The organism is Trinickia sp., assembly GCF_051954495.1.
Classification (GTDB): Bacteria; Pseudomonadota; Gammaproteobacteria; order Burkholderiales; family Burkholderiaceae; genus Trinickia.
On sequence record NZ_JBQCHR010000056.1, the window covers coordinates 1 to 9,035 of the forward strand.

Consider the following 9,035-nt stretch of genomic DNA (forward strand, 5'->3'; position numbering starts at 1 on the left):
ATTCTCAATAACAAATTATCAAAATATCAACTGCGCTATCACCGACCGGCCTCAATCAGTGTGCGCCGTCCTACATATCCATTCGAATTGATCGCGCACCGCCGCGCTTAAGCGTGCATTCTGATAGCGCAGGGTAGCGAATAGCGACCGAACCCCCTTCGGCCTATTCGCCCCGTGCTGATCAAACCTGAGACCACCTTTCGAGACGTTCCCTTCGGAGCTTCTCGACGGACTGCTGCACGTCATAAAAACGCCGTTCCGGCAGAGACCGCAGCCTAGTGAACAAGGAGTCCGTTATGCCCGTCCGACACGCTTCTCCCCGTCGTCGATTCACTCCATTGGCGACAACCGCGTTATTGACGATCGCGCTTTCGAGCAGCCTCGCTTCATTCGAAGCGAGTGCGCAAGGCGTGTCGAATAATGCCGCGAAAGGCCCTAATCCAACGAAGAGTTTCAAGGTTCCGCCTTTGCCGGCGGGCTCGGAGCACGTTCAGCTACAACCCGGCATGTCCAAAAAAGATTGGCACGACGCTTATAAGGAAACAGGCCGTCCCAAGTTCCAACTGAACACTGTCAAGCGTGTCGGCGGCACAGTCGAACGCGACTAGGGAGACCTGACATGAAGAAGTTCATTCTCGTTCTGGCATTGCTGGTCGGCTTCACTCAGTTCCTGGCGCCGCGCACGGCGCACGCGCAGGCCACCACCGCCAGCACGCTGATTCTGTACGACAACCCGGCAAACGATCCGTATTCGAAGCTTGGGATGATTTACGCCATCATGCTGCGCAATCTGCTCGGCCACTTCAATGCGACGGTCACGCTCGAGCCTGTGCAGAACTACACGGCGGGGCAGATCAACAGCAACACCGCCACATTCTATATAGGGGACTATTACAACAACCCGTTGCCGGCCGCCTTCATGAGCGACGTCATGACTGCGACAAAGACCGTGGTGTGGTTCAAGTACAACCTGTGGCAGGTGGCTTGGAATACCGCGTACACGTTCACGCAAACGTACGGCATCAATTTCCTCGGATTGGCGGGGCTGAATGCGCAGCCTTCGTCTAGCAATCCGAATCCGGGTTTCTACGACACCGTGACGTACAAGAACATGTCGATGGTGAAGTACTACGCGTACGACGCCTCGACGGGAACCGTCAATGCCGATCCCGACATCGGTCTCACGCAAGTGGCCGATGCGACCAAGGCGCAGTCGTTGGTCACGATCACCAATAGCCAAACGAAGGCGACGGCGCCGTATGTGATCCGTTCGGGCAATCTTTGGTATTTCGCCGACATGCCGTTCACTTATATCGGCCCCACCGACCGATACCTCGTGATATGCGACATGCTGCACGACATCCTCAACACCGGTGCACCCGTCAACCATCGGGCGCTCGTGCGGCTCGAAGATCTCGACGCCTACACGACGACAGCTTCCATGAAGCAGCTCTCCGACTATCTATATAGCTTGAAGATCCCGATCACGATGGCGACCATTCCGTTCTACACCGATCCTAACGGGTATTACAACGGCGGCGTACCCGAGACGATCCACCTCGCGCAGGCGACGGGCCTGAAGTCGGCGCTCAACTACGCCCTCCCACGCGGCGGATCGATCGTCATGCACGGCTATACGCATCAGTACGATTCGACGCCAAACGTGCAGAACGCGGTCTCGGGCAACGACTACGAGTTCTGGTACATGGTGCAGAACCGCCCGGTCGATGAAGACTCCACACAATGGGCGCAGGGCAGGATGGCCGACGGCTTGGCCGAGTTCACGAACAACGGGTACAAAGTGAAGGGGTGGGGCGCGCCGCAGTATCAAATGTCGCCGCTCGCGTCGCAAGCCGCCGCCTCGGAGTTCACCACGTCGTTCCAGCGGGCCGTCTACTACACGTCGACGAATCCCCAGATCGGCACGGGTGCGGCCAATCAGGACTTCTCCGCCGGTCAGTTCTTCCCGTACATCATCAATAAGGACTACTACGGTGAACGGATCGTGCCGGAAAACCTCGGCAGCATCCAATACAACATCTGCAATATCGATCCGTTCTCGTGCGTACCCTACTCATGGCAGCAAGTGCTGACGAATGCGCAGTACGCGCTCGTCGTGCGCGACGGATTCGCTTCGTTTTTCTTCCACCCGTATTGGCTCGAACCGGCATTGAAAGTGCCGGCCATGTCGGACTTCAAGAGTCTCGTCTCGGGCATCACGAAGCTCGGCTACAAGTGGGTCGATGGAACGACCGCAAAGTAAGAGGAGGACATCGGTAGTTGCCGACGTGAGATTCGCGTCTGCCGCGCGAATCTCACGAGCGAGGGCCCGCGCGTGTGCAAGACGCAGTGAGCGCAGGCCCACAGACATCGCACTTGCCGATCCCTTACTGTGACCTTGCAAGTTGAAAGCGAGACGTGTTGCAGGGGAACGTGCGGGCGCGCGCCGTCGCGCCGACACGTTTGTCACGTGTAGGGCATCGGCCCAATGAGCGGGGAAGAAATGAAGAAGGTCTTAACGGTATTCGGGACTCGCCCCGAGGCGATCAAGATGGCGCCACTCGTCAAAGCACTCGCCGAGGAAGACGGGATCGACGCGAAGGTTTGTGTGACGGCGCAGCACCGCCAAATGCTGGATCAAGTGCTGGAATTGTTCGGGATCACACCTGACTTCGATCTCGATCTCATGCGAGAGGGGCAAACGCTTGGTGATTTGACATCGGGCATTCTCCAATCCATCGGAAAGGTTTATGACGAATGGCAACCCGACGCCGTGCTGGTTCACGGCGATACGACGACGACGCTTGCAGCAAGTCTTGCCGCATTTTACCGGTATATACCGGTGGGTCACGTCGAAGCAGGGCTGCGCACGGGCAATGTTTGGTCGCCTTGGCCGGAGGAGTTGAACCGTCGCGTCACCGACGCCGTCTCATCCTGGCTGTTCGCCCCGACCGAGCAGGCAAAACATAATCTGTTCAGTGAGGGCGCGCCGGCTTCGCAGGTCGTGCTGACCGGCAATACGGTGATCGACGCACTGCTGCAAGTCAAGCGCAAGCTCGACCACGACGAAGCATTGGCGCATTCGATCTCGGCGCGCTATCCGTTCCTCGATCCGTCTCGCCGCTTGATTCTCGTCACCGGTCATCGGCGCGAGAGCTTCGGCGATCCTTTCAGGCATTTCTGCGAGGCGCTGCGACATATCGCGCGAAAGTACGACGACGTGCAACTCGTTTATCCGGTTCATTTGAATCCGAACGTTCGCGCTCCCGTCAATGCGGTGCTAAGCGATGTGCCGAATGTGCATTTGATCGATCCGCAAGATTATTTGCCATTTGTGTATTTGATGTCGAAGGCGCATCTGATCGTCACGGATTCGGGCGGCATCCAGGAGGAAGCGCCCGCGCTAGGCAAACCCGTCCTTGTCACAAGGGAGACGACGGAGCGTCCCGAGGCGGTCCGCGCGGGCACGGCGCGGCTAGTCGGCACGAACACGGAACGAATCGTGGCGGAGGTCAGTGGCCTGCTCGACGATCGCGCGCAATACGTGGCGATGGCGCACGCCAACAATCCATATGGCGACGGGCACGCGAGCGATCGAATCGTCGATGCGTTGATGTCGATCCCGGCCACGGTCTCGCCGATGGCAAGCGTTGCGCCGCAGCCGATGCTTCTGCACAACGCCATTTCCTCGGGCCTGCAGGCGCTGAGATCGGCATGACGGTAAGCACGGGGGGCGGCGCGTGATGCACGCGCAGCCGCCCGTCGATTTTCCGGATTGAGAACATTGCATTCGAGTCTTTTGGCTGAGGACCGGCCGATCGGCGCATAGGCGCCGCGATGGCTCACGCCTGTTCGATCGGTCGCGGTTCTTTTTAAATCGGCGGCCTGTGCAGTGTGTGTCGACGTACAGTCGTGGCGAATCATTCGCCATACGATAAGTGCGCGACTATTAAGAGCGGTTGGTGAAAATGCACGCAATATCGGCATGGGGTTGGTATCTGGATGGATTGAATGCCGTTGCAATGACGACGGCGATCATCATTTTCATCAGCACGATCGACGATCTTTTTCTCGATGCGTTTTATTGGGTCTTCGAAGTCAAGCGGCTGTTGCGTCGCGAATCGAGTGTGAGCGTCGACGCTCAGATGCTGCGGGAGCTCGACGAGCAATACTTGGCGATCATGGTGCCGGCGTGGAAGGAATACGACGTCATCGCGAAGATGATCGACAACACGCTCGCGACGATGGAGTACAAGCGCTACATCATCTTTGCCGGCACTTATCACAACGATGCCGAAACCACGGCCGAAGTAGAGCGGATGGTGCGGCGCCACCCGGGCCGCGTCGTCCGTGCGACGGTGCTCAACGACGGCCCTACCTGCAAGGCCGATTGCCTGAATTGGATCATCGCGGCCATTCGCCGCTATGAGACGACGCATCACATCCAATTCGCCGGCGTGATCATGCACGACTGCGAGGATGTGATTCACCCGATCGAGCTGAAGTATTTCAACTACGCGATCGCCGACAACGACTTGGTGCAGTTGCCCGTCCTATCGCTGCCGCGCAAGTGGAACGAGTTCGTGGCGGGCACGTATATGGATGACTTCAGCGAGACGCACCAGAAGGACATTCCATCCAGGCAATTGCTCACGGGCATCGTTCCGGGCGCGGGTGTCGCGTCGTGCTACAGCCGCCGTGCGATCGAGGCCGCTTCCGTAGAACGCGACGGCAAACCTTTCAATACCACGACGCTGACCGAAGATTACGACTTCAGCTTCCGGCTGCGTGAGCTCGGCATGAAAGAGACGTTCGCGAGGTTTCCGATCGCCGACGTCGTGCGCGAGCAGATGCGACGCCACCGTCAGCGCATGGCGTCCGCGCGCAACCTACTCGCGACGCGCGAGTATTTCCCAAGTACCTTGCGCACTGCATATCGTCAGCGGACGCGGTGGATTCTGGGGATCTCGTTTCAAGGTTGGCAGCAGCTCGGATGGAAGGGGAACTGGCGCGACCGCTATATGTTCTTCCGCGACCGCAAGGGCATGGTCACGTCGATCGTCTCGATCCTCGCGTATGCGGTGCTGATCAACTATCTGTCGATCGCGCTCTTGCGGGCCGTGGGCGCCGCGCCGCTGGGCAGCGCGAACGAAGGTCTCGTGAGCGGCACGCTCGCGCCGCTTTTGGCGATCAACAGCATCCTGCTCGCGCTGCGCTTAAGCGAGCGTGTCTATTTCGTCGCGAAGCTGAACGGTGCGCTGCAGGGCGCGCTGTCGCTGCCACGGCTGTTCGTCAACAATCTCATCAACTTCCTGGCCGTCTGCCGGGCCTGGCGCATCTTCATCAATCACCTGATCACGGGCAAGGCGATCGCCTGGGACAAGACGAGCCATACGTACCTGTCGAACGATCAGCTCGGCAAGGAGCGGCGCAAGCTGGGCGAAATCCTCGTCGAATGGGGCATCGTGACGGCCGAGCAAATCGAAGCGTGCCTCGCGCGGCAGGCCGAGTGCGGCAAGCGGCTCGGCGAACTCTTGCTCGAGAGCGATGCGCTCGGCACCGAATCGCTCGCCGACGCGCTTGCCGAGCAAGCGGAGTTGCCGCGCGTGAGCCTTTCGAACATCGTCTCTGGACGGTTCAAGGCCGCGCTGGCGACCGAGTTGCAACTCGCCTATCGCGCCGTGCCGTTTTCGACTGCGGATGACGGCACGCTGAACGTCGCCGTCGGCAGCCCGCTCACGGAAGACGAGCGCCAGACCGTCAAACGCGCCGCGGGCTGCAACGTGGCCTATTTCGTGGCCAGCGACGCCGAGATCGCCGCCGAGCTCGCGCGCCACGCGCGCTTTTCCGAGGGCGAACGAGGCGCCGGAGGGGCGTACGCGCTCCGGGTCGCGCAGGCGGTAAAACCGGGGGAATAACAATGAAACGCGGATCAACCAAGCGAGCGAGGCGCCTGCGCGCGCTGGTTCGCACGGGGGGCATCGCGGCCGTCGCCGCGCTCGCGCTGCATACGAACGCGTCTTGGGCGCAGCCGCTCACGCCACGCGCCTATCGTCTTGCCGATGCGGCTTATAAAGCAATCGCCGCGGGAGATTTGCCGCTTGCCGAGGACTACGCATCGAAAGCGTTGCGCGTGCAGCCTTCTAGCCTGCAGTTGGGCTTGCTGATGCTCGACGTCTACCTTCGCGAAGGAAAGATCGAGCAGGCCAATACCCAGGCCGACATGCTGCTGCAGCGCTACCCGGACGACGGTGGCGTGCTCGCGCAACACGGCTTTCTGCAGCAAAAGCAGCAACGCTACGACATGGCCGTGAACGACTTTTCGGCAGCGATCGCGAAGGGCGCTTGGGACGATGCGCAGCAACGCAATCTTCGCCTCGCATGGGCCGATAGCGCGCTCATGGCGCACGAACCGGATCAGGCGGCCCAGGCGTTGGCGCCGATCGAAAGCGACCCTGACGTATCCGTTCAGCTTCGCGTCGCGCAACTGCGTTTGCGCAACGGCGATCGAAAAGGCGCACTCGCCGCGGCGCAAATCGCTCAGGCGCACGCGGTAACCGACGACGACAAGCAAAGCGCGGCCTCGTTGATCGGATACGCCCAGCAAAGCGAGCCCGACCCCCGTAGCGAACAAGCGCAAAAGACGTTGCAAAAGGCATACGACCTGCTGCGCGAAAATAAGGACAACGAAGCGTTGTCGCAATTTCAGCAAGGCTTCGCATTGGGCGGCGGGAAAGCGGGCACGTATGCCGACGCGGGCTACGCGGCTAAGCGTATCGGCGATAACGACGAAGCCGTCAAGCTGTTCGAGGCAAGTCTCGACGCCGACGACCACGAACATGCATTCGACGATCAGCGCCGCTTCGGGTATCGCCGCGAAGTGGAGCAGTTGGAGCGCACCTGGGGCGTCGTGGTCAGCTTGCCTTATCAGGTGTCGGCGTTCTCCTATCAAGGCACCGTCAGCGTCTTGCAGCCGGGCATCGAAGCGTATTGGCAGCCGCCGAAGATCGGCTATCGAAACGGCCGCATCTTGCAGTTTTTCGTGCGCGGCTACGGTACGGCCTATGACGGCTCGGGGAACGTCACGGGCTTGCCGACGTTGCAAGGCTCGGTAGGCGCACGCTATAAACCGCTCGTCGATCAGAACCTCGTGCTGAGCGCCGAACGTCTCGTGCGTTTGGGTAGCCTATCGCAAAACGATTGGCTTGCTCGGTTGGGCTACTCGTCGGAAGCGGGCAGCGATTTACGCGTCACTGAACCGAGCTGGCGAGCGTGGCAAGTGTACGCGGAAGCCGATTATTTCTTCCATCAAGGTCGTTACATTTTGTATTCCCAGTTACGATACGGACACACGTGGGCGATCACATCGATCAGCGATCACCTCACGGTTTACCCGCACGTGGCGCTGATCTTCGATCACGACAACAAGGAGCGCAATCAAACGGCGCTTGGCGTGGGGCCCGGCGTGCAGTTTCGCTTTTGGTTCCGCGAGAACCGCTACAGCGCGCCGGCGAGTTGGGCCGACATCACCGTGCAATACCGGATCCCGCTCACCTCGGCGGCGCGCGCGCGCGGCCTCGCGGTGCAAGCGACCCTCTGGTACTAGTCCTCGGCGGGAGACGATCATGCTTCGATGGGGGCAGCCCCGGTGCGCGGAAGAAGGGCGAGGCCCGCGCCTCGCTCGCGCCGGCGTGCGTCTGGCGCTGCTCGGCGTCGCGTATGCGGCTGCCGCTCTGACGGCCGCGTGCGCCGACATGCCCAAGGACAGCCGCGCTCAGGGCATCGTGTGGCAGCTCGACAATGCCACGGCGAATCCCGTCGGCGATTGGCAACTGCTCGGCGTTCATCAGTTGCTGATTCAGTGGATCGCGGTGGACGACACGGCGTTCGTGCTCGGCACCGGATTGCAGACAGCGGCGAACCTGCCCGATTGGGCTCGGATAGGAAGGGAGCCTTGGGCCAAGGACGTCATCCTCGGCCTAGCAGGCTATGCAGACGAAAACCGGGCTCGCGCCAATGTGGACAAACTCGCGCGGATGTCGGCGCACGTGGCGCGCGCGGCGTCCGGGCTGCCGTTGCACGTCACGGGCTACTACTTCCCGGTCGAGATCGACCCCTCATGGGCCGATGCGCCGAAGCTGGCATCGCTGATAAGCGCATTGCCGCGGCCCTTGTGGATATCGGTGTATGACCGGTCGAACGTCGGCGGGAAGGCGCTTGCCGATTGGCTGGCCTCATGGCTGCCGGCGGACGTCGGCGTGTTCTTTCAGGACGGCTGCGGAGTCTATGCGCGTGTGCCGTCGGTCACGCGCGAGTATTTGGATGCGCTTTCCGCGAAGCTAGGCGCGGGCCGCGTACGCGTGATCGCTGAAGCGTTTCGCCCGAGTGAGCAAGGCGGATTTCGCTCCGCTACCGCCGACGAGCTGCGGGCGCAACTCGCGGCGTATCGCGGATATTCGGCGTACTTGTTCGACGGGCCGCACTACGTGTCGAACGAACTCACCCGGGCGTTGGCGCCCCGCGCCGCTCGACGGCACGGGGCAGCCCCTCGATGATGCCGTCACTCAGGACGGCGCTTTCAAGTTGATGATGGTGTTGCGAAGCAGTTGGAAGTACTTGCTCGTCGAGTAGGGGAGCATTTCTTCCGAGTAATACCACCAGAAGAAGCCACCGATAAACTTCGGATCGTTGAGGGTGCCGACCATCGGGTAGTACGTCGAGATCATGTTCGATTGAACCGACCAGGGCGCCGCGGTATCGGATGTGCCGATTTCGCCGAAGCCGACCTTCGCGTTCGGGAATAGGCTTTCGAGCGCCGAGAAATCGTTCTTCCACGACGGGGCGAGCCCGGGGCAGTCCTGATATGGGTAGTAGCTGAACAACGCATAGTCGGTGCCGTTGCGCACCGTCGACGACAAGAACTGCGTCGGCCAGGTACGCCAGTTATCCATCGGCAACTCCCAGCAGTTGTTGCCCGACGGGTCTTGGTTGTAGTACATCGTCACGGCCACTTTCCCGCCGGCGCCCTTCACGAT

At 60.7% G+C, this 9,035-nt stretch carries 5 protein-coding genes and 1 pseudogene; 5 read left to right on the forward strand and 1 reads right to left on the reverse strand.

Annotation, left to right across the window (positions count from 1 at the left end; translation table 11 throughout):
* Positions 1-619 precede the first annotated feature (619 nt).
* From ACTHNR_RS08990 to ACTHNR_RS09010, 5 genes are all read left to right on the forward strand, one after another.
* Complete coding sequence (locus ACTHNR_RS08990; RefSeq protein ID WP_440547233.1) at positions 620-2,263, forward strand: DUF2334 domain-containing protein; 1,644 nt, start codon at positions 620-622, stop codon at positions 2,261-2,263.
* A 240-nt stretch (positions 2,264-2,503) separates the two neighbouring features.
* Positions 2,504-3,718 carry a non-hydrolyzing UDP-N-acetylglucosamine 2-epimerase gene (wecB, locus tag ACTHNR_RS08995; RefSeq protein WP_440547234.1) on the forward strand — a complete coding sequence of 405 codons (1,215 nt, stop codon included), beginning with the start codon at positions 2,504-2,506 and terminating at the stop codon, positions 3,716-3,718.
* A 250-nt stretch (positions 3,719-3,968) separates the two neighbouring features.
* Complete coding sequence (locus ACTHNR_RS09000) at positions 3,969-5,918, forward strand: glycosyl transferase family protein (protein ID WP_440547237.1); 1,950 nt, start codon at positions 3,969-3,971, stop codon at positions 5,916-5,918.
* A gap of 2 nt (positions 5,919-5,920) precedes the next feature.
* Positions 5,921-7,606, forward strand: coding sequence for an NfrA family protein (locus ACTHNR_RS09005; protein ID WP_440547235.1), 1,686 nt, complete (start codon positions 5,921-5,923; stop codon positions 7,604-7,606).
* A gap of 19 nt (positions 7,607-7,625) precedes the next feature.
* The gene (locus tag ACTHNR_RS09010; RefSeq protein WP_440547236.1) at positions 7,626-8,555 is read left to right on the forward strand and encodes a hypothetical protein; all 930 of its coding nucleotides are present in this window, start codon (positions 7,626-7,628) and stop codon (positions 8,553-8,555) included.
* Between the two features lie 9 nt (positions 8,556-8,564).
* On the opposite strand, the pseudogene ACTHNR_RS09015 reads toward ACTHNR_RS09010, so the two are convergent.
* Positions 8,565-9,035 (reverse strand): annotated as a pseudogene (locus tag ACTHNR_RS09015) (hypothetical protein); the annotation flags it as partial.

Excerpts from the sequence above, each read along its gene's own strand:
- ACTHNR_RS09000 (WP_440547237.1), top strand. The coding sequence starts at position 3,969 with ATGCACGCAATATCGGCATGGGGTTGGTATCTGGATGGATTGAATGCC.
- ACTHNR_RS09010 (WP_440547236.1), top strand. The coding sequence starts at position 7,626 with ATGCTTCGATGGGGGCAGCCCCGGTGCGCGGAAGAAGGGCGAGGCCCG.
- ACTHNR_RS09005 (WP_440547235.1), top strand. The coding sequence starts at position 5,921 with ATGAAACGCGGATCAACCAAGCGAGCGAGGCGCCTGCGCGCGCTGGTT.
- ACTHNR_RS08990 (WP_440547233.1), top strand. The coding sequence starts at position 620 with ATGAAGAAGTTCATTCTCGTTCTGGCATTGCTGGTCGGCTTCACTCAG.
- wecB (WP_440547234.1), top strand. The coding sequence starts at position 2,504 with ATGAAGAAGGTCTTAACGGTATTCGGGACTCGCCCCGAGGCGATCAAG.